Origin of the sequence: Lactobacillus agrestimuris, assembly GCF_943193025.1 — a bacterium.
Lineage (GTDB): Bacteria > Bacillota > Bacilli > Lactobacillales > Lactobacillaceae > Lactobacillus > Lactobacillus agrestimuris.
The window spans coordinates 13,809-35,308 of record NZ_CALPCQ010000020.1 but is presented as its reverse complement, the minus strand read 5'-3'; the positions used below and the strand labels follow the sequence as shown (position 1 = coordinate 35,308).

17 protein-coding genes, 1 tRNA gene and 1 other annotated feature are annotated in these 21,500 nt (G+C 34.1%); of the genes, 13 read left to right on the top strand and 5 right to left on the bottom strand.

Annotated features, from left to right (window positions below; translation table 11 throughout):
- The first annotated feature begins 259 nt into the window (after positions 1–259).
- Positions 260–886 (top strand): hypothetical protein, encoded by a 627-nt coding sequence (locus NFR82_RS06915; RefSeq protein ID WP_251717559.1) that lies wholly within the window; start codon positions 260–262, stop codon positions 884–886.
- Between the two features lie 93 nt (positions 887–979).
- Here NFR82_RS06915 and NFR82_RS06910 read toward each other — a convergent pair whose 3' ends face one another.
- Complete coding sequence (locus NFR82_RS06910) at positions 980–3,259, bottom strand: HAD-IC family P-type ATPase (protein WP_251717558.1); 2,280 nt, start codon at positions 3,257–3,259, stop codon at positions 980–982.
- 119 nt (positions 3,260–3,378) lie between these two features.
- Here NFR82_RS06910 and NFR82_RS06905 point away from each other — a divergent pair, with 119 nt between their 5' ends.
- Positions 3,379–4,227 (top strand): LysR family transcriptional regulator, encoded by an 849-nt coding sequence (locus tag NFR82_RS06905; RefSeq protein ID WP_251717557.1) that lies wholly within the window; start codon positions 3,379–3,381, stop codon positions 4,225–4,227.
- A gap of 58 nt (positions 4,228–4,285) precedes the next feature.
- Here NFR82_RS06905 and eno read toward each other — a convergent pair whose 3' ends face one another.
- The gene (gene eno / locus NFR82_RS06900) at positions 4,286–5,572 is read right to left on the bottom strand and encodes a phosphopyruvate hydratase (RefSeq protein WP_251717556.1); all 1,287 of its coding nucleotides are present in this window, start codon (positions 5,570–5,572) and stop codon (positions 4,286–4,288) included.
- A gap of 281 nt (positions 5,573–5,853) precedes the next feature.
- On the opposite strand from eno, the gene NFR82_RS06895 reads away from it, so the two are divergent.
- On the top strand, positions 5,854–6,687 hold the full coding sequence (locus tag NFR82_RS06895; protein WP_251717555.1) for a DegV family protein: 834 nt from the start codon (positions 5,854–5,856) through the stop codon (positions 6,685–6,687).
- Between the two features lie 35 nt (positions 6,688–6,722).
- Here NFR82_RS06895 and NFR82_RS06890 read toward each other — a convergent pair whose 3' ends face one another.
- Together NFR82_RS06890 and bsh are read right to left on the bottom strand one after the other, a co-directional pair.
- Positions 6,723–7,298, bottom strand: a complete 576-nt coding sequence (locus tag NFR82_RS06890; protein ID WP_251717554.1) for a phosphatase PAP2 family protein — start codon at positions 7,296–7,298, stop codon at positions 6,723–6,725.
- Between the two features lie 95 nt (positions 7,299–7,393).
- Positions 7,394–8,374 (bottom strand): choloylglycine hydrolase, encoded by a 981-nt coding sequence (gene bsh, locus NFR82_RS06885; RefSeq protein WP_251717553.1) that lies wholly within the window; start codon positions 8,372–8,374, stop codon positions 7,394–7,396.
- Between the two features lie 152 nt (positions 8,375–8,526).
- Between bsh and NFR82_RS06880 the strand changes: the two genes are divergently transcribed.
- A complete protein-coding gene (locus tag NFR82_RS06880; protein ID WP_251717552.1) occupies positions 8,527–9,036 on the top strand; it encodes a YbhB/YbcL family Raf kinase inhibitor-like protein in 510 nt (169 codons plus the stop codon).
- Positions 9,037–9,106: 70 nt separating this feature from the next.
- On the opposite strand, the gene NFR82_RS06875 is transcribed toward NFR82_RS06880, so the two are convergent.
- Positions 9,107–9,194 (bottom strand) — tRNA-Ser (locus tag NFR82_RS06875).
- Between the two features lie 215 nt (positions 9,195–9,409).
- Between NFR82_RS06875 and NFR82_RS06870 the strand changes: the two genes are divergently transcribed.
- The 9 genes from NFR82_RS06870 to NFR82_RS06830 all read left to right on the top strand — a co-directional run bounded on the left by NFR82_RS06870 (position 9,410) and on the right by NFR82_RS06830 (position 21,390).
- Positions 9,410–11,302: a glycoside-pentoside-hexuronide (GPH):cation symporter gene (locus tag NFR82_RS06870; RefSeq protein ID WP_251717551.1), complete on the top strand. Its 1,893-nt coding sequence runs from the start codon at positions 9,410–9,412 to the stop codon at positions 11,300–11,302.
- A complete protein-coding gene (gene lacZ, locus NFR82_RS06865; RefSeq protein WP_251717550.1) occupies positions 11,295–14,312 on the top strand; it encodes a beta-galactosidase, LacZ type in 3,018 nt (1,005 codons plus the stop codon). The genes NFR82_RS06870 and lacZ overlap by 8 nt, the downstream gene beginning before the upstream one ends.
- 51 nt (positions 14,313–14,363) lie before the next feature.
- Positions 14,364–15,362 (top strand): LacI family DNA-binding transcriptional regulator, encoded by a 999-nt coding sequence (locus NFR82_RS06860; RefSeq protein ID WP_251717549.1) that lies wholly within the window; start codon positions 14,364–14,366, stop codon positions 15,360–15,362.
- Positions 15,363–15,475: 113 nt separating this feature from the next.
- The gene (locus NFR82_RS06855; RefSeq protein ID WP_251717548.1) at positions 15,476–16,867 is read left to right on the top strand and encodes an amino acid permease; all 1,392 of its coding nucleotides are present in this window, start codon (positions 15,476–15,478) and stop codon (positions 16,865–16,867) included.
- Between the two features lie 72 nt (positions 16,868–16,939).
- Positions 16,940–17,896 carry a thymidylate synthase gene (locus tag NFR82_RS06850; RefSeq protein ID WP_251717547.1) on the top strand — a complete coding sequence of 319 codons (957 nt, stop codon included), beginning with the start codon at positions 16,940–16,942 and terminating at the stop codon, positions 17,894–17,896.
- Positions 17,897–17,905: 9 nt separating this feature from the next.
- Positions 17,906–18,424 carry a dihydrofolate reductase gene (locus NFR82_RS06845; protein ID WP_251717546.1) on the top strand — a complete coding sequence of 173 codons (519 nt, stop codon included), beginning with the start codon at positions 17,906–17,908 and terminating at the stop codon, positions 18,422–18,424.
- Between the two features lie 61 nt (positions 18,425–18,485).
- Positions 18,486–18,728: a binding site (T-box leader), on the top strand.
- A 38-nt stretch (positions 18,729–18,766) separates the two neighbouring features.
- Positions 18,767–19,621, top strand: coding sequence for a MetQ/NlpA family ABC transporter substrate-binding protein (locus tag NFR82_RS06840; protein ID WP_251717545.1), 855 nt, complete (start codon positions 18,767–18,769; stop codon positions 19,619–19,621).
- A 13-nt stretch (positions 19,622–19,634) separates the two neighbouring features.
- On the top strand, positions 19,635–20,696 hold the full coding sequence (locus tag NFR82_RS06835) for a methionine ABC transporter ATP-binding protein (protein ID WP_251717544.1): 1,062 nt from the start codon (positions 19,635–19,637) through the stop codon (positions 20,694–20,696).
- A complete protein-coding gene (locus NFR82_RS06830; RefSeq protein WP_251717543.1) occupies positions 20,689–21,390 on the top strand; it encodes a methionine ABC transporter permease in 702 nt (233 codons plus the stop codon). The genes NFR82_RS06835 and NFR82_RS06830 overlap by 8 nt, the downstream gene beginning before the upstream one ends.
- The last annotated feature ends 110 nt before the right edge of the window (positions 21,391–21,500 follow it).

Here is a 21,500-nt window from a genome sequence, read left to right as displayed (position 1 = left end):
TATTTTGATTAAATAAATAATTAAAAAATCAATTTGCGAGAAAGAACTATTTACACAAAAGATTTGACAGTCTCAAAACTATATAAAAATATACTGAGTATTATAGCCGGATATATTAAGGTGAAAAAGTTACTAAACTTTTGTTTTATATCAAAATCCGTCTATTTTGATATGAAATTGGTCTTTTATAACTTGCTTTCATCTTTGTGATGTATCTTAATCAAATAAGATTGTTGTTTTTATTACAGAAGGTGAAAACATGAAAAATAGAGTTGCCAGAATGATTTTTCGTTATAAAAGACATAGGCTATCAGTCTGGTCATCATTTGGATTATTTGCTTTAGGAATAGCTACGTTGACGTTGTGGCTGTTTAATATACCACTGTTTCTACAATTTGTCGGTTATGCGGCAAGTGTTTATTATATTTTGGATATTGAAGCCGGCTTTATGGAAGAAAAAGTAATCGGAATTTCTCAAGGTAGATTAAGTCAGACAGATTTCTTCTGGCTTAAAATTGCTCAGATGGCGACAGCAATTATCGGAATTATTGAATTAGGTATTTTGATATATTGCCAGATTACGAATTACTATAAATTTGTTTTAACAGTTGCGTTTTTAACCGGACTTTATTTTGCTCATTGGATCTACAATTATGGATTGACGATTTATCAGGTTAAAAAGGATAAAAATGTTGCTATAAAAAAATATTTGATTATTGAAATTCTTGTTTTGCTTATTATGACAATGTTGATGGTGATAATTTATTCGTTAAATAGTTGGCTATTCTTTGCCTTGATAGTAGGAACTGCAATTGTTGAATGGTTGGTTAACTGGTCTTGCTATTATGTGGTAAAAAATGCTGATCGTAATGAGATCGGGGATTGAGGAATATTTTTTTAGTATTATTTATTAAAAAAAGACCATCTAGCTACGAATATTCGCAGCTAGATGGTCTTTAAATTTTTTATAGAAAATTGTTTAATTATTTTTCTTTTCCATAATTGGCTTGTAGAATAAATCAATTACCACAGCAACAATAATTGCTACGATCAGAGTAATAAGCAAGTTTCGCCAAGAAATTTGTGTCATTGCAAGACCAACTAAAGCCAAGATGAAAGTCAAGACAACATCAGCAATTTGAACAATTCCAACTAATTTTGAAGGATGGTCTTGCCAGAAGTACTTCTTGGTTCTAGTAATCAAAACAATGAGCATTGCACTAAGTACTAAGTAGACATAAACCATAGTTGAAATTACGCCATGGCTGTAACCATTTAAATTCAAATATGTGAGGAAGGCAAAGCCTAAAACTGTCCAACCGGCTGCCAAGGAGAATGAAATTTTAGCAAGTCGAGCCATATTCCAATTTTCAGGTTTATAAGTAATATGGGTTCTGTCAGTACCAATCATCATAGTAACCATGTTATTCATAATGGTATAAATTACCATAGCATTTAAAGCCATTGGAATGTAGTTAAAGAACAAGTATCCAAATGTAAGAAGCATGGTTAATTCGGCTGTTCTAGCAAGTTTTGTTAAAGACCAAGTTGTCATTCTTTGATATACTCTGTGACCTGCATCAAGAATCTTAACAATTGAACTTAAACCATCATCAAGTAACACCATTTTACTTGAACGCTTAGCCACGTCTGCGGCGTTTGAGACTGCAATACCAACTTCGGCTTGCTTAAGAGCAGGAGAGTCATTTACTCCATCGCCAGTCATACCAACGATGTATCCTTTTTCTTGGAATAATTTTACCATGTTCAACTTATCTTCTGGTAAAACATCTGCGATCCCTGCTAAATCAGCAATATCAGTTTGATCATTGAAGTCATGAATTGAAATTACATCTCCAATTAGATCAACCTCTTTAGCGACAGCAGCGGCCGTTCTTTTATTATCTCCAGTTAACATAATTGGACGAATACCGCGCTTCTTTAATTCATTAAGAGCTTGTTTAGAGTCAGGTCTAACTTTATCCTTTAGAATAAAAACTCCAGCAATTTTATCATCAATTAAAACCCCAACAGATCGACCAGCCTCTAAATTAATATCTTTAACTTTTTCATTTGCAGTTGAATCAATTAAAGAAAGCTGCTTAACTGAACCCAGTTTAACATTGTGACCATCAATTTCTGCCATTGAGTAACCACGATCAGAAGTGAATGGAGTAAAAGCTTCTGTAGTCTTAATAGTTAAACCTTTTTGTTTAATATAGTCATCAATTGCGGCATCAATAATACTTTGATTTCTTTGATCAGTTGCACTAGAAACTAGTTCAAGTAATTCATTATCTGAAAGATCACTAAAATTATGCCAGCTTGCCACTGAAGTCTTATTTTCAGTAATGGTACCTGTCTTATCTAAAAGAAGTAAGTTCAAGTTTGCAGCATCTTGAATACCTGTTAAATCGGCAGTCAAAACACCTTCTTTACTTAATCGAGTTGCTTCAAATGAGTTAGATAAAGCAAAAGTAGACGGCATTGCTACTGGAATTGATGCAATAAACATCATTGCCAAGAATGGTAACATATTGATAAAGGTACTGAAATCTCCACCCTTAATAAATGAAGCAATAATGATAATTAAAGTTAAGATACCGTCTAATAAGCAAAGGTAGTAGATGATCTTTGTTAATAATTGTTGTAAGTGACCAGGAGCAGCTGAATTATTGATCAAGTTAACTGTTTTACCAGATCTAGAATTTGCACCTGTTGCAGTAACAATTGCCAAACCATGTCCTTGCATTACTGTAGTACCGGCAAAGGCTTCATCACCAACATTCTTTTTGATTGCCTTTGATTCACCTGTGATTGAACTTTCATCAAAGGACATATCTCCTTCAACAATTTTTACGTCTGCAGAAACAACATCCCCGCGATTCAGAGAAATTAAATCTCCAGTTACAATTTCTTTAGAGTTAATCTTGATCCATTTGCCGTCTCTTTCAACCGCAACAGTAGGTGTCAATTGGTGTGAAATACTATCAAGAACACGTCTTGATTGCTTTTTCTTTGAAGCACCATTCCAAGCAGCAAAAAGTAACATTGCTAAAACGAACAGTGCTTGGACACCTTTACCTAAAATGATTTCAAGTATAATAGCTCCTTCAAGAATCCAAGCAGAAAGATTCCATAATTTTCCTGCGAATTCTTTCCAAAAGTTGTATTTTGGCTCTGGAACTTCGTTTAAGCCATTTTTTTGAAGCAAATTTTTAGCTCCTTGTTGACTCAAACCGTGAAATTTTTCTACCATTTTTATCCCTCCATTTTTCCATACATATAATCTATCATAGATGTTGTCTTGAATAAAATATTGACTTAAGATAAGAGATATTAATAAATTATATATCTCTGTAGGAGTATTTAAAAATTATGAATTTAAAACAATTACAATATTTTCTTGCGGTCGCGGAAGAAAAGCAAATTACTGCAGCGGCAAAAAGATTATTCATTGCTCAGCCGCCATTATCTTATCAATTAAAACAATTAGAGAAAGAGCTTGGAGTTAAGCTGTTTAGGCGGACAGCATATGGAATTGAACTGACCGATGCCGGGATTGAACTCCAGTCATATGCCGAGGAAATCTTGAATCTTGCTGAAACAGCTCAAAATAAAGTTCAAAAAACTGCAAAGGGTGAGTTAGGAACCATTAAGATAGGTTCTGCCTCATCTTCAGTTGGAGAACTTCCTTCAGATAAATTTTTTCAATTAAAAAAATTTTATCCTGAAATATCTTTTGATATTTATGAAGAAAATAGCTTTGGTGTGATTAAAAATTTGCAAAATGGCACAATTGATTTAGGTATTGTGCGAACCCCATTTAATCATCATGGAATTGAAAGCAAGAATATTACTGATGAAAAAATGACTTTAGTGACAAAAGATCAAAAAATTTTAAAAAATAAAAAGATCGATCTTAAATTCTTAAAAGACCGACCATTGATCATTTATCGAAGGTTTGAAAATATTTTTAATCAAAGTTTTTCTCATCTGGGAATTAAACCTTTTTATGCAGTAAAATGTGATGATTCTCGTACTGCAATTCTTTGGGCACAAAAGGGGATGGGGGATGCACTTGTCCCAGAATCAATTGCTAATTTATATGCGAAAGATCAGTTTGTTGTGATTAATCATAAAGGGTGGGAAACACATCTTCAATTAATTTGGAAGAAACAGAAACTTTCTCCATTAACTAAACGAATTATTAATTTATTTGATTAGAAAAAAAGAAGCTTACGAATGTAAGCTTCTTTTTAAGTCAAATTTGAAAATATTCAAATTAGTCCTTGTCTACGCTATCTGGGAAGAATGCAAGACGTTCGCCATTGCCAAGTTCTTCTTCGATTTCAAGTAAACGGTTGTACTTTTCAACACGTTCTGAACGAGCTGGAGCACCAGTCTTAAGTTGACCACCGTTAACAGCAACTGACAAGTCAGCGATGAAGGTGTCACCAGTTTCACCTGAACGGTGAGAAATCATAGTGTTGTAGCCGTTCTTACGTGACATACGGATAGTTTCAAGGGTTTCAGTAACAGTACCGATTTGGTTAAGCTTGATTAATGAAGCGTTACCGGCACCTTCCTTGATAGCCTTACGAAGTAAAGCAGGGTTAGTACAAATGAAGTCATCAAGAACGATTTGGATACGGTCCTTGTGAGTTGCAGTAAACTTAACCATACCTTCAACATCGTTTTCGTCGTATGGGTCTTCCATAGAAATTAATTCTGGGAATTCGTCAAGCAACTTGTCGTAGTAATCTGCTAATTCTTCATCAGTCAATACCTTACCTTCAAGGTGGTACTTACCGTCTTCTTTGTTGTAGAAGTATGAAGCAGCACAGTCACAAGCAATAGCAATATCTTCACCTGGCTTGTAACCAGCCTTGATAATTGATTCGTGTAAAGCCTTTAATGCTTCTTCTGAGTTCTTCATGTTAGGAGCGAAACCACCTTCGTCACCTAAACCAGTTTCGTAACCCATATCTTCAAGAACTTTCTTCAAAGTGTGGTATACGTTAACGATCTTTTCAAAACCATCACGGAATGAAGTCTTAGCAACTGGAGTGATCATGAATTCTTGAATGTCGATACCGTTGTCAGCGTGTTCACCACCGTTGATAACGTTGTGGAAAGTTTGTGGCATTTCAAGATCTACACCACCAAGGTAACGGTATAATGGTTGCTTTGAATCCTTAGCTGCAGCAGCTGCAGTAGCCATAGATACACCCAAAATAGCGTTAGCACCAAGACGACCCTTGTTTGGAGTACCGTCTAAGTCGATCATCTTTTGGTCGATAGCAGCTTGGTCGTATGGGTTCATACCCTTCAAAGCGTCGTTGATTTCACCGTTAACGTTGTTAACAGCTTTCATAACGCCCTTACCACCAAGACGTGAACCACCATCACGTAATTCAACAGCTTCGTTTTCACCAGTTGAAGCACCTGAAGGAACTTCAGCCTTACCTACAACGCCGTTTGAAAGGGTAACGAATACTTCAACAGTTGGGTTACCACGTGAGTCAAAAATTTCAAGTGCATGAATATTTTCAATGACTGATTTTAACATCAAAAAACCTCCTAAAAATACGAGATGTAATGCAATTCAATGTACTGCATCACACCATGAAGAGTTATTTACTCTCCACTTACACATCAAATTTTAGCCTAAGTTTGTGATTCTGTAAACTATTGAAAGCGGTTTAGATTATAAGTTTTGGTAAAGCGCATTCTTTTTTAAATTAGCTTTACGATATAATTATATATATAGTTAAGCATGAAGAGCGAAAATACTAGAATAAAAATATAAAATATTAAGTAAATTACTAATTAATAAATTGAGGAAACATTATGGAAGATATACGTTTAATCACCGATTCAAGTTCAAATGAGCTTAGTGATTTAAGTAAAAATTTAATTGTCGTACCTTTAACTATTTCTTTCGATGGAAAGAATTATTTAGATGACGAAGGCTTAAATATTTCTGACTTCTTAACCGCAATGGAAGAAAATAATGAAGCTGGAAAAACCTCTTGTCCAAGTATTAATGAATGGCTTAAGGCGTTAGAAGGTTGCGATAAAGCGATCATTGTAACTATGACCAGTGCTATGAGCGGGACCTATTCTTCAGCACTTCAAGCTAGAGATATCTACTTAGAAAGTCATCCGCAAAGTCAAATAATTGTAGTTGACTCACGATCTGCAGGACCTGAAATTGCGATTGTTTTGCAGGGAATCGAAAAACTACTTGCTGGAGAAGTTCGTTTCGTTGATTTAGAACAGAAGATTGCTGAAATGAGATTACAAACTCATCTTTTGTTTATTCTTCAATCTTTGCACAATCTCTCTTTGAATGGTCGTGTATCACCGGCAATTGCAAAGTTTGCAAAAATGATGAAAATTAATATTGTTGGAAAAGCAAGTAAAGAGGGTAAACTAGATCAAATTTCAAAAGCAAGAGGAATGAAAAAAGCCCTGCGTGAGATCATTAAGAATATGGAAGATATGAATTATCATGGCGGTGAAGTAATCATAGATCATTGTCAAAATGAAGCAGATGCTAATACTTTGAAAGAAAAAATTTTAGAAAAATTCCCAGATGCTGATATTAAGATTCGACCAATGAGAGGTCTGTGTAGTTTTTATGCAGAAAAAGGTGGCTTAATGGTCGGCTTTCATGAATAAAATAAAGGACATTACAGAAAAACTGTAATGTCCTTTTAAATTGCTAAGAAAATATTTTGTGAAATAGTAAAACATAAAACTGCTAAACTGGTTGCACCAATTACGTCTGATGGATAGTGAGCTTTTAAACTCAATCTTGAAATTACCACCATAACCCAAATTGCAATGATTCCGAGAGCAAACCCAAAACCAAAAGTATCACCAAATAACTGAATTAAAATTAGTGACATACAGGTTGCTCCCAGCACATGTCCACTAGGGAAGCTATATCCATCTTCATGATCAGAAGCCATAATAGGCCGACGTCTTTTGACCATCTTCTTAAGGATAATTCCACTTAAATCAGTAAAACCAAGTGTGGCCAGTACCCATAAAGCTGTATATACATGATTATTATCTATTAAAGTGCTGGCGAGTAACACTGCCCACACAACCATTAGCTTTGGATCATTTAAAAAGGCGATAATTTGCCAGCCGAATCCATCCCTTTGTCTAACTAATTTGTGATGCAACCAATGATCAAATAAATTAAATCGTCTAGAAGTTTTAATTTTAAAAACTAAGAATAATAAAATAGCGGTCGCTGCTATTAAAATTATCCAATTTTCCATACAATACAAATCCTCATTAAAATTTTTCGTTTATGCAAAGTTTATTTTAACAGGATAAGTTTCATTTGATAGCTTTTTGGTTAAAACTTAATAAATTAATTTTGGTCATTAAAAGTTACTTTGTCCAAAATAGGGAAGGTTACTAGAGTTTCTTGATCAAGATTTTCTTTGTCAACTTTAACGTGATTAATTTGCTTGTTTGAATAAGTGGTGTAATAGAATTCGTTGTTATCAAAGTCAAAACAATCTGAATAAATAGTGTACTCAAAGAGACCAGGTTTAATTTCATCTAGCCCCTTTGGCTGTTCAACAGCGTGAAGAATATGGAAGTAATTATCAATATTTTCTGTTTCATCGTCAGTTACAGGTGCATTGTATTTAGTAAAGGTAGCTCTTACAAAACGTGATTCTGAATCCACTCCACCTGGAAGATTTCTTGAACCTAATCCGCGACTGTATGGATCAAATTCAATTTTGTCAGAGAAGTTGTTTTCTGGCATTCTAGGAGAAACATCAGAGTAATTATTTAAATTAAAGATCTGCTTTGGGAATGGAGGGTTATTAGTTAAAACACCTACAGGATTATCATAAACGTGAATTCCATCTTTATCAGGTTCGACAGTAATAGACTTTCCGCTCTTATCTGCAAGTAACCAGTGAAGAGGAGATAATTTTAACTTTTCGCTAAAATCAATGTTAACTAGATGAGTTTTAGAAATTAAATCTTTAGCTTCTTCGATGGTTGAACATTGAGAAAGAACCCATGGAATGAATTCAAATGGAGAAATGTTAGTCTTATCGTCATCGAATTCATCTGAGTAATATGCTTGTCCTGCATAATTCAATCCAGCCATTCCTAATCCGCGTTCATTTGCTGCATCGAAATAAAGAGGATAGTTATCGAAAACAGCTGCGATACCATATATTGCAAAATGTTTATCAATGCCATTAGTCTTACGAAACTTGAATTTGTAATCACGAGGAGTAATTACTACTTCTTGACCGTAAGAAATCTCATAATCAAAATTTCTTCCGAAGTAATGATTTTTGGGACTAAAAATAATTGATGTACACATATTTTTCACACTTTCTTTAAAAAACAACAAATTTGTATCAATTATAATACTTTTAAAAATAAATGTATAGAATTAAGAAAAGTAAGCATATTGATTAATTAATATAGTCGTTTAGCATATACTGAAATCAAAAAAGTATACGAGGTGATGATATGAAAATAGAAATACCAACCATGAATAACATGATTCCAGATTGTTACAGTAAGTTTGCCCCAAAGGATCAAAGAATTGATGGAAAACCCAGTAGATCTTTTCCAATTTTTGTTACAGATCCACCAAAAGATGCAGTTAGTTTGGCACTTTATTTCAGAGATTATGATTCAGTTCCGGTATGTGGATTTACGTGGATTCATTGGATCGCAGGAAATTTCCCTGTAGGGGATATTCCTGCAAACATTAGTCATAAAAAATCGATTAATCAACCTATTATTCAAGGTAAAAATAGTAATATCAGTAAATTTTTACCAGAAGATTCCGGCCCAGTTGAAGGATATACAGGACCAATGCCACCTGACAAAGTTCACGGTTATACTTTAACGGTCTATGCACTCAATAAAAGGTTGGATTTAAAAAATGGCTTTTGGTTAAATGAATTTTTGAGAGAGATTGAAGGTCATGTAATCGAAAGTTCCACTATAGTTGTTCCAGCAAGGGATAAATAAAAGTACATAATTATAAAAAATAAAAAAAGAGTTTGTGTAGCAAACTCTTTTTTTATCCAGTAATTAACTAAGGAGAGTACAGGATTTGAACCTGCGCGCCGGTATAAGCCGGTTCGCCGGATTTCGAGTCCGGTGCATTACCACTCTGCCAACTCTCCAAGACAATATTATTATAGCAATTTTAGAAAAATAGGCAAAACGTTTTTGCTTTTTACTTAAATAAAAATATTTACTAAAAAATTAATTGCTATAAAAGACCTATGGATCAGCATATTTAAGCTAAATACCAAATATTATGTTTTACTAAATATAGACATATTTAGTAAAACATAATACAATGAAATCGCTAACAAAGATAGGAGTGGAAAATAATATGAAAAAGAAAATAATTTCGCGCTTGTCCTATTCATTTGGGGCATTTGGAAACGATGTTTTCTATGCGACTTTGTCAACGTATTTTATTGTATTTGTGACAACTCACTTATTTAATTCAGGTAACGGTAAAATGATCTTCATGATTACTAATTTGATTGCCATTATTCGAATTAGTGAGGTTTTAATCGATCCATTAATTGGTAATGCAATCGATCGAACAGTAACTAGATGGGGTAAATTTAAGCCTTGGGTTGTAGCAGGAGGGATTATCAGTTCTTTGGCTTTATTAGCACTTTTTACTGATTTAGGCGGAACTAACAAAAGTAATCCGATTTTGTATTTCATTCTTTTTGGAATTATTTATTTAGTGATGGATATCTTTTATTCATTTAAAGATACTGGTTTTTGGTCAATGATTCCGGCATTATCTCTTGAATCAAGAGAACGTGAAAAGACGGCTACTTTTGCTAGAATTGGATCAACTCTGGGTGTAAATATTGTTGGTGTAGTAATTATGCCAATTGTACTTTTCTTTTCTGCGAGTAAAGTAAATCCCAACGGTGATAAACGAGGTTGGTTCTGGTTTGCTTTTATTGTTGCAGTAATCGGTATTGCTTCTGCAATCGCAGTTGGCCTTGGAACACATGAGGTTAAATCAAAACTACGTGAAAACAAAGAAAAGACTACACTTAGTCAAGTATTTAAAGTTTTAACTAAAAACGATCAATTAATGTGGCTTGCACTTGCGTATTGGTTTTATGGCCTAGGTATTAATACTTTAAATGCATTGCAGCTTTATTACTTTTCTTACATTCTTGGTAATGCGAGTGGCTATACAATTCTTTATGGAATTAATACATTTGTTGGTTTGATTTCAGTTAGTTTATTTCCGTCATTAGCCAAGGAATTTAATCGAAAGAGATTATTTTATCTTTGCATTGCGACCATGCTGGTAGGTATCAGTGTTTTTTCACTTGCGAGTGGATCGCTGATTGTTTCATTAATTGGGGCAGAGCTTTTCTTTATTCCGCAACCATTAGCATTTTTAGTGGTTTTAATGATTATTTCAGATGCAGTTGAATACGGACAACTTAAGACAAATCATCGTGATGAGGCACTAACACTATCTGTTAGACCGCTAGTTGATAAATTGGGTGGTGCAATGTCAAACTGGTTTGTTTCAATGGTAGCTGTCCTTGCAGGGATGACTACTGGTGCAACAGCTCAAAGTATTACTGATCATGGAAAATTTGTTTTCAAACTATGCATGTTTGGTTTTCCAGCAATCATGCTTGTGATTGCAGTAATTATTTTTGCCAAAAAAGTATTATTGACTGAAGAAAAACATGCAGAAATTGTCAATCAATTGGAAAGAAAATTAAGTCAAAAATATGCTCAGGATCCAATTGAAAATCAAAAAAGTTATGTATTAACTAGTCCTATTAGTGGGGTTTTATTACCACTTAAAGATTTACCAGATCAAGTTTTTGCTACTGAAAAAATGGGAAAGGGTTTTGTGGTTATTCCATCTTCAGGTAAAGTTTTTTCACCGTTTGCTGGAGAGGTTAAGCAAATAGCCCCAACTCGGCATTTTATTGTCCTTGAAAGTGAAGAAGGAATGATTATATTGATTCATATTGGTTTAAATACCGTAAAATTAAATGGAACCGGCTTTACTTCATCAGTATCTGAGGGAGATAAAGTGGAAAGCGGACAAGAAATCTTAGAATTTTGGGATCCTTATATTAAAAAGCAAGGCTACGATGATTCAACAATTATTACTGTAGTCAATTCTTCGATGTTTAGATCGATTGAAGTAATCCCACCTTACGGTAAAAAAGTAGCAGCAATGGATACAATTTGTATTTTGGAAGGAAAGAGCAATGAATAATATTAATCATGCCAAACTAAGTTGGTTAACAAATCCAGAAGTTTTTGAAGTAAACACCGTTAAAGCGCATTCGGATCATCGTTATTTTGCGAATTATATTGAAATGATGCGAGCTAAATCAAGTCTAGTTCAAAATTTGGATGGACGCTGGAAATTGAATTATGTCAAAAATTACAATTTGTGGCCAAAAGATTTCTATCAAGAAAATTTTGATGATAGTGATTTTGATTATGTGAATGTACCAGGAAATTTGGAATTACAAGGATATGGCAAGGCACAATATGTAAATATTCAATATCCATGGGATGGATCAGAAAATATTAAGCCACCAATGATTCCAGAAGAAAGTAATGCAGTTGCTTCATATGTGAGAAAGTTTGATCTTGATGAGGGTTTAAAAAATAAACATGTGACTTTAACTTTCAATGGTGCTTCTACTGCAATTTATGTTTGGCTCAGTGGATATTTTGTTGGATATAGTGAAGATTCTTTCACACCTAGCGAATTTGATGTAACTGAATTTCTGAAAGAAAAAGATAATCGTTTATGTGTGGCGGTTTTCAGATATTCTTCTGCTTCATGGCTTGAAGATCAAGATTTTTGGCGTTTAACAGGTATCTTTAGAAGTGTTGAATTGAAGGCACAACCTAAACTTCATTTGAAAGATATAGAAATTGTGGCATCTCTAAATGATGGTCTAGGCAATTTAAAAGTTAAAAATTTGTTGATAAATAGTCTAAATTCTAATGCTAAAATTTATCTTCATTTACTTAATTCGGAAGGTAAGTCAGTTCATAAAGAAGTTAAGAATTTTTCCGAAAGTACTGAAATTGATTTCAATTGGTCAGACTTGAAAATTAGAGCCTGGAGTGCTGAAAGACCGAATCTGTACTCATTAGAAATTTCGCTTTATCAAAATGACGAAATTGTTGAAATTAGTCAAATCAAAGTTGGATTTAGAAACTTTGAAATGCGTAATGGCATCATGTATTTAAATGGTAAAAGAATTATCTTTAAAGGGGTTAACCGTCACGAATTTGATTGCCATACTGGGCGTGCCATTAGTAAAGAAGATATCATTTGGGATTTGAAAACGATGAAACGCAATAATATTAATGCGGTTAGAACTTCACATTATCCAAATCAAACTTTCTTTTACGAGTTATGTGATCAATATGGACTTTATGTCATTGATGAAACAAATTTAGAATCACATGGAACTTGGCAGATGATTGAGCATGAAGATCCATCTGAAAATGTGCCTGGAAGTAGAAAAGAATGGCAAAAAGCTTGCGTTGCTAGAGCTCGTAATATGCTTAAGCGTGACTTCAACCACCCATCAATTTTATTTTGGTCCTGTGGGAATGAGTCTTATGCTGGAACTGTAATTGCTGACATGGCTGAATACTTTAAGGAGCACGATTCAAGCCGTCTAGTTCATTATGAGGGTGTAACTCACAATCGTGAATTTGATGGAATTTCTGATGTTGAAAGTCGGATGTATGCAAAACCAGCAGAAATTGAAGAATACTTAAATTCTGATCCTGCCAAGCCTTACATATCTTGTGAGTACATGCATGCGATGGGCAATTCTGTAGGAGGCTTGCAGCTATATACTGAACTAGAGAAGTATCCACAATATCAAGGAGGATTTATTTGGGACTTTATTGATCAGGCCTTGATAAAAGATGGACAATTAGCTTATGGCGGTGATTTTGGTGATCGGCCAAGTGACTATGAATTCTGCGGAGATGGGTTAGTATTTGCTAATAGAAAAGTTTCTCCCAAAATGGCAGCTGTTAAAGCTTTATATAGTAACTTAAAGATGAAACTAGAAAGTAACAAATTAACCTTGAAAAATGATAATCTGTTTGAAAATCTTTCTAATCAATATTTTATTGCTTCAGCATTAATTAATGGAGAAAAGGTGTGGAAGAGTTCAAAGTTAATCTTTAATTTAAATCCTGGAGAGAGTAAAACTTTTACAATTGATTTTCCAAGTTTTGAAATTAGACCTGATCAAGAGTTAGTCTTCGAAGTAAGTGAGCATATATTAAGGGATAACGTTTGGGCTAAAAGCGGGTTTGAACTTGCTAAAACACAAGATATTCAATTTCATGCCCATAAGATTTTCCGAGGTCAAGGAGTTCCAGAAGTAATTGATTCGAATTATAACTTAGGTATTAAAGGTGATAATTTTAAATTCCTGATTTCAAAGGAACGTGGGAAGTTAATTTCGCTTGAATATGCTGGTCAAAATTATTTGAAGAGATTCCCTGAGTTAACTTTTTGGAGATCATTAACTGACAATGATCGCGGGGCAGATTATGGATTTGAAATGGCTAAGTGGGAAAATGCCGGTAAATATGGAAAGCTAACTGATTTTAGTTATGAGGTTAAGGAAAAGTACATTAAAGTTACAGTAAAGTTTGAATTACCTGTTACATTAAAAGATGAAGTTAAAATTATTTATCTAATTGATAATAAAGGTTCGATTAATGTAAAAGTATTTTACCCAGGCGATAAGGCAGCCGGCAATTTACCAACTTTTGGTTTAGAGCTTGGATTTGATAAGAGTTTGAAGAAATATCGATATTATGGCTTAGGTCCAGACGAAAATTATGTTGATCGTCGAGCTGGTAGTTACTTAGGTTTATATAGTGGTGAAGTTTCAGATAATCTAACTCCATATTTAAGAACACAAGAATGTGGTAATCGTAGTGGAGTTCGAACTTATCAATTATTAGATAAAAATTTAAATGGAATTGAATTTTCTGCAAGCAAGGAATTGAATGTTTCTGCCTTACCGAACTCTACTAGTGAAATTGAAAATGCTACCCATATTGATGAACTCCCTAAGAGTAAATGTACTTGGGTTCGTTTGTTAGCTAAGCAAATGGGAGTAGGTGGTGATGATTCATGGGGTGCACCAGTTCATCCAGAATTTATGATTAATGCTCAAGAAAGTTTATCCTTTGAATTTACAATTAGTCCCGTTTTTAAGAAATAATGGTAAAATAATTTAGTAAATATAGTTATTTTTACTATTGTGAGGGATAAAATGGCAACGATTAAAGATATTGCTGAAAAAGCAAATGTTTCTCCTGCAACTGTTTCGCGAGTATTAAATTATGATCAAAATTTATCTGTAAATGATTCAACAAGACAAAAAATTTTTAAAATAGCCGAGGAACTTCATTATGATAAGCATAAGAAATCATATAGGCGTAAGGCAAAAAGTATTGCAATTGTTCTTTGGAGTGATCAAAGCCAAGAAATTAAAGATCTTTACTATTATTCAATTCGAACTGGAATTGAAGATCAAGCCGCCTCTTTGGGCTATAATACTAAAATTTATTACGTTACTGATGAGTTAACAGATATAGATAAGCAAGTTGGAATTATTGTAATTGGTCATAGACAGTACTCAAAAAGTAGATTATCTGAGATTGAAAAGACTAATAAGCCCTTAGTATTCATTGATGCCGATACTCTAGCAAATGATCATTTCTGTGTGGTTTCAGATTTTCATACTTCAATTAGAGAAGTAATTAACCATTTCTTAGATCAAAATCAAAGAAAAATTGGGATGCTGGCAGGAGATTTGTCAGATGTTTATGATAAAGAAAATTTAGTTGATTTTCGTTTTTATGATTATAAAAATTATATGAAGGAACTCGGATTATATGATCCTGAAAAAGTAATTGTCGGTAAATTTACACCTGAAACTGCCTATGAAGCAGTTAAGAAATACTTACAATCAGGAAAGGAAATCCCAGAAGCTTTGGTAGTTGCCAATGATGCTATGGCGATTGGTGCTCTTAAGGCCTTTAGAGAAGAAAATATTAAAGTACCAGAAGATATTAGTTTGATTTCTTTTAATGATACTACTGCTGCAGAATTTTCTAATCCGTCTTTAAGTAGTGTACATGTAGATACAAACGAAATGGGTCGTTTAGGGATGAATGTATTACAAAATATTTTGACGGAAGACATGAAAGAAGTATATAAAATAACTTTGAAGACAAAGCTAATTTTGCGTGAAAGTAGCATTAATTAAAAATTTGTGATTGCTATATATAACATAATGTCATAGAATTAAAAAGAAATTAGAGGTTGAAGTCATGCTTCAACCCCTTTTATATGTAAATTATGTAATTGTGTGGTGAAATAATGAGTCATAAAAAACATAGCACACCTAAATTGAAACGAAGTATGACCGCTGGTCAGATGGAAATGATCTCTTTAGGTGGTGCGATCGGAGTAGGTTTGTTCATGGGTTCAACCTCCACAATTAAGTGGACAGGACCTTCAGTACTACTTGCATATATGTTTGTTGGATTGATTCTGTATATTGTTATGAGAGCGTTAGGGGAAATGCTTTATGTCAATCCAGGGACAGGATCGTTTGCGGATTACGCAACAGAATATGTACATCCCATTGCAGGATATCTGGCTGAATGGGCAAATGTTTTCGAATATATTGTTGTAGGTATGTCAGAAGTTGTTGCTGCAACGGAATATTTAAAGTATTGGTGGCCAAACGTTAGCATGTTTTGGTCAGGAGTTATCATCATTGCCTTTCTACTTTTAGCAAACTTAGCAAGTGCCAAGGCGTATGCTTCACTTGAGTTTTGGTTTGCGATGATCAAGGTCATAACTATCATCTTAATGATTATATTAGGATTTATGGTGATTCTCTTTGGTTTTGGTAATGGTGGACACCCAACAGGATTCTCTAACCTTTGGGCACATGGCGGCTTCTTTACTGGTGGATTTAAAGGCTTCTTCTTCTCAATGTCAATTATTGTTGGTTCATATGAAGGAATCGAGCTTTTGGGAATTTCTGCAGGGGAAGTTGAAAATCCTAAGGAAGCAATTGTTAAAAGTGTTAAATCTGTGCTACTTAGAATTTTAATTTTCTATGTTGGTGCGATCTTTGTAATTGTTACAATTTATCCATGGAATAAACTTGATTCGCTTGGATCACCATTTGTAACTACTTTTGCAAAAGTTGGTATTACTGCAGCTGCCTCAATTATTAACTTTGTTGTTTTAACAGCAGCGCTGTCTGGTGCTAACTCCGGTATTTATTCATCAAGTAGAATGCTTTTCAAGCTTTCTCATGATGAGGATGCGCCAAAGACTTTTGGTCATATCTCTAAGAGAATTGTTCCAGATCGTGCAATTATGGGAATTACTGGTGGTATTTTGACTGGTTTCATTCTTGATGTAATTGCATCGAACTATTACCATTCTGCAAGTGATCTCTTTGTTGTAGTTTTCAGTTCATCAGTATTGCCTGGTATGATTCCATGGTTCGTAATTTTACTTGCTGAACTTCGCTTTAGAAAGAACAATGAAAAAGAACTTGAAAAACATCCATTCAAGTTGCCACTATATCCTTATTCAAATTACTTTGCGTTTGCAATGTTAATTTTGATTGTAATCTTCATGTTTATTAACCCCGATACGAGAATTTCAGTAATTGTCGGAGCATTAGTTTTGATTATCGCAACAATTACTTACTTAATTCGTCATCGTGGCGAAAAACACAAAATATAGATTTTATATTCACAGACTACCATATATGTGGTAGTCTGTTTTTGTTAGATAATATATTTTTGAGGATTAAAGATGGCAATTTTAGAACAACCATATTTAGATTTATTAGAAAAAATTATGACTATGGGGCATGATAAAAGTGATCGAACTGGTACAGGTACGCGAAGTCTTTTTGGTGCCCAAATGCGATTTGATTTAAGTCAAGGTTTTCCAATTTTGACCACCAAGAAGGTTCCTTTTGGTTTGATTAAAAGTGAACTTCTTTGGTTTTTACGTGGAGATACTAATATTCGCTTTTTACTTGAACATAATAACCATATCTGGGATGAATGGGCATTTAAGAATTGGATTGAAAGCAATGAATACCAAGGACCAGATATGACAGACTTTGGACTTCGCAGTCAAAGTGATCCTGAATTTAATGAATTGTATCAAGCAGAAATGAAAAAATTTGATCAAAGAATTTTGGATGACCATGAGTTCGCTAAAAAATATGGTAATCTGGGGGATGTTTACGGTGCTCAGTGGCGTCATTGGCAAAAGCGCGATGGGGGTTTTATTGATCAAATTCATGATGTGATTGAACAAATCAAAAATACACCGGATTCAAGAAGAATGATTGTAACTGCTTGGAATCCGGAAGATATTCCTTCGAGTGCACTTCCACCATGCCATGTTTTATTCCAGTTTTATGTAGTTGATAACAAATTGAGTTTGCAACTTTATCAAAGATCAGGAGATATGTTCTTAGGCGTGCCTTTTAACATTGCCAGTTACTCATTGCTACTTCATATGATTGCTAGAGAAACTGGTCTTGAAGTAGGTGAATTTGTTCATACCTTAGGAGATGCCCATATTTACCATAATCATATTGATCAAGTAAAAGAACTCTTGAGTAGAGATCCATATGATTCACCAAGTTTGTGGCTTAATCCAGAAAAGAAGCAAATCGAAGACTTTGAAATGCTAGATATTAAATTAATTGATTACAAGCATCATGGTACAATCAAAGCACCAGTTGCTGTTTAAGGAAATAACATGATTAAATACGTTTGGGCTGAAGATCTCAATGGAGGAATTGGCTGCGAGAATCATTTGCCATGGCGAATGCCAGCTGATCTTCATCACTTTAAAGAAGAAACTATAGGTCATCCAATTTTAATGGGACGTAAAACTTTTGAATCTCTGCCAAAAATTTTACCTGGAAGAAAGCATTATGTGTTGACTCATGATCAAAATTTTGCGAAAAAGTATCGTGATAATGATGATGTAGAAGTGTTGCTTTCTACTGAAGCAATGTTGAAGTGTTTGGCGGAGCATCAAGATGAGCTGATTTGTGCTATTGGCGGAGTATCCATTTTTGCTGAACTGATTGATCAAGTTGATATCTTGGAACGAACTATAATTGATGGTAAGTTTACTGTTGATACGTATATGCCAAAGATTAATTATGTTCAATTCGAATTAGTAAAAAAGGAAGCACATGATGCAGATAAAAAGAATCCATACGCTTATACTTATTTAACCTATCATAGAAAAAGTAAACTTAAAAAATAAAAATAAAATTATGTTGACAAGCTTAAAATCAGATGATAAATTATTAACAACAAATCAAAAATGAAACATCTTGAAGAGTTGAGTAACTAAATCTTCTATTTATAAAGAGAGCCGGCGTTATGGTGAAAGTCGGTAAATAGAACTTAGTGAATATGGGCTTGAAGTGATGATTATCAGTGACATTTAGCTGATAACGGGGTTGCAGCCGTTAACATTGCAAGCTATTATTTGATAGCTGTTGAGGTCTATTGGTGTGAGCTAGTAGACGAACTAAAGGTGGTAACACGAAGCACTCGTCCTTTTATTAGGATGGGTGCTTTTTTATTTAAAAGAGGTAGAAAAATGAGAAAAAGAAGACGGAGAAATACAATTATTTGGTCAATAATTATATTAGTAATTTTAGTTGCTGGTTGGTTCAGCTTTGGTCCCGGAATTAATCCTACTCAACAGAATAAGACGGTTACTGTTGGGGTAGTTGGCCTTAGTAAACAAGATCAAGCGATTTGGAAGAGTGTAGCGGAAACAGCAAAAGAGGATTACGGTATTACTCTTAAGATCAAGAATTTTACCGACTATAATCAACCTAATAAAGCATTGAAGTCGGGTGATATTGATTTGAATTCCTTCCAACATTACGCCTTCTTGGATGAATGGAATAAGGCTAATGGAGGCGGAGTTGTCTCAATTGGAAAAACATACATTGCCCCAATCAGACTTTACTCAAGAAAGTATCACAAGTTGAGTGATTTGCCAGATGGCGCAACTATCGCAATTCCAAATGATGCGACAAACGAATCAAGGTCATTATTTGTTTTAAAGAATGCAGGATTAATCAAGCTTCGTAAAGGTAAGACTTTGGTAACTGTTGCTGATATTACAAGTAACCCACGCAATTTCAAGATTAAAGAAGTTGGTGCTGAACAAACTGGTCGTGTTCTTGATTCAGTTGATGCGGCCGTAGTTAATAATAGTTACGCAGGTCCAGCAGGTTTAACCGATAAACAAACTATTTATATTGAACCGGTTAATAAAGATTCCCAACAATGGATTAACATTATTGCTGCTAGAAAAGGCGATAAGAATAAGAAACTTTATCAAGATGTTGTTAAGGCTTTCCAAACCGAAAAGACTGAAAAGATCTACCATAAATACTATGGCAATAGTCAATTGGCTGCATGGGATATTAAATTGAAATAAAGGAGTATGCAAAATGAGCGTTATTGAGATTGAACACGTTGATGTAGATTTTCCTCAAAAAAAAGGAAAAGTGGTAAAGGCCGTATCAGATGTAACTTTACACGTTGAAAAGGGAGATATTTACGGAATTGTTGGATTTTCAGGTGCGGGTAAATCCACTCTTGTAAGAACTATTAACTTATTGCAAAAACCAAGTGCTGGAAATATTAAAATTAATAATGTTGATTTTATTAAAGATGGCAAGCAAGTTATTTCTAACAAAGATCTTCAATTAGAGCGAAGAAAAATTGGAATGATCTTCCAAAACTTCAATTTATTGAATGAGACTACTGTTCTTGAAAATGTAGCTTTTGCATTGAAGCATTCTAAGTTAAGTGATGAAGAACTAGAAAAGAGATCTTTGGAATTACTTGATTTGGTAGATTTAAAAGATAAGGCGGATTTCTATCCAGTTGAATTATCAGGTGGTCAACAGCAACGTGTGGCCATCGCTAGAGCCTTAGCAAATCAACCAGATATCTTAATTTCTGATGAAGCAACTTCAGCACTTGATCCTCAGAATACGCAACAGATCTTGGATTTGCTTAAGAAGTTGAACAAAGAACTTGGCCTAACCGTAATTTTAATTACGCACGAAATGGATGCGGTAAAACGAATCGCAACTAAGGTTGCCGTAATGGAACATGGAAAAGTGATTGAAGATGGTAATTTACGTCAAATCTTCCTTCACCCTAAGCAAGAATTGACTAAGAAGTTTGTGGGTGGATCACTTGAAGCCATTTCAACTTTAGAGTCATTGAATTTAGGTAAGCTTGGAGCTGACGAAGAAGTTTACCAGCTTGTCTACAGTATTGCCAATGTGACGAAATCAATTATTATTGAGCTTTACCGTCAAATTGGAGTAGAGGTAAGTATGTTATATGGTAACGTAGAGCTTTTAAATGATGAAGCAATTGGTACTTTGGTTGTTTTAGTCAAAGGGGATCAAGATAAGCAAAAACAAGCACGTGAATTTTTAAATGAACAAAATGTAACTTTAACAAGATTGGATGAAAAGGGGAACTTATATGATTAATTGGTTAGAACAAATTATGCCCAATGTCTTTCAACTTGGCTGGGGTGGGGATGCCGGCTGGGGAACTAGTATTTTTCAAACGCTTTTCATGACATTTTGGTCGGCAATTTTTGGTGGAATCCTCGGAATTATTTTCGGTATTTTATTGGTAGTAACAAAAGATGATGGTATTCGTCCTAATAAATTCTGGTTTAATGTTTGTGATAAGTTAGTTTCTATCTTTAGAGCTATTCCATTTGTCATCTTGCTTGCATTTATTGCACCAGTTACTCAAAAAATTGTTGGTACTCAGATCGGAATGAAGGCTGCCTTAGTACCATTAACTTTAGGTGTATTTCCTTTCTATGCTCGTCAAGTTCAAGTTGCACTTGAAAGTGTTGACTCAGGAAAGGTTGAAGCTGCAGAAAGTTTGGGTGCTACCATCTGGGACATTATCTTTGATGTTTACTTGCGTGAATCAAGATCAGAACTGATTCGTGTATCAACCGTAACTGTTATTTCACTTATCGGTTTAACAGCAATGGCTGGAGCAATTGGTGCCGGTGGTTTAGGTAATACCGCGATTGCATATGGTTACAACCGCTTTAATAATGATGTAACTTGGGTTGCTACTATATTGGTTGTTGTCTTAATCTTGATTGTGCAAGTTGTAGGAGATTTCTTTGCCAAAAAATTAAACCATCAAAATAGATAATCTATATGTAAAAAATTTATTTCACAGTAGTTAATCATTTAAATAAGTATCTTAGATCAGATTTTATAATCTGATCTTTTTATTTTATAGCTTAAGCTTTACATAATTAA